This is a genomic window from Martinezella calliandrae (genome assembly GCF_030272695.1).
Taxonomy (GTDB): domain Bacteria; phylum Pseudomonadota; class Alphaproteobacteria; order Rhizobiales; family Rhizobiaceae; genus Rhizobium; species Rhizobium calliandrae.
This window is the reverse complement of sequence record NZ_JARFYN010000191.1, coordinates 1-609: the sequence shown is the minus strand read 5'-3', so window position 1 is coordinate 609 and position 609 is coordinate 1. Positions and strand designations below refer to the sequence as shown.

General features: G+C 57.0%; 1 protein-coding gene. It reads right to left on the bottom strand.

Annotated features, from left to right (window positions below):
• Positions 1-65: 65 nt before the first annotated feature.
• Positions 66-609 (bottom strand): YecA/YgfB family protein (locus tag PY650_RS36660; RefSeq protein WP_285884999.1); only part of this gene is annotated, 544 nt, incomplete at its 5' end.

Sequence of the window (609 nt, the reverse complement as noted above, 5' to 3'; positions counted from 1 at the left end):
CATATTTGGTGCAGGTCGGGGTCTGCGATGTACCTCGGCCTGTCAGCGGTTTCGCCATGGGTTGTTCAGGAGCCAGTTCCGCAGCATTTCTTGAACTTTTTTCCTGATCCACATGGGCAGGGATCATTTCGGCCGGTCCGGACCAGGGAGCGCAGGTCGGCGGAGACGCGTTTCCTTTCTTGTTCGGACATGCGCCAATAGGCGGCAATCGCCAAAACGGTGTTGGGAAGGGCCTCAATTGCGTCGTCGATAGCCTGTTCTTTCTCCTCGATTTCAAGTTTATCGAGCTGGTTTTCGGGATCACAGAGCATCATGATCGGAACCAGCAGCATCCCGGCTTCAGACTTGACCATCTTCGTCCAGTGACGCTGGCGCAACGCGAACGACTCGACAAAACCTTCAGCCCAGTCCCAGGCGATGACTGTGTTGCCTGATTGCCAATAAATAGGTTCGACGATCTCGTCGTCGATTTGCCGGACGATCTCGTCATAACGGCCCATAATGGCCCCGAGGACAGCCTGGGCTTGGCTCTCATCATCAAACTGAGGCGCGGTCTCGCCCCAGATAACCGGCAACCACTCGTCGGGCGGGATTGCCTCCGGCCCGACG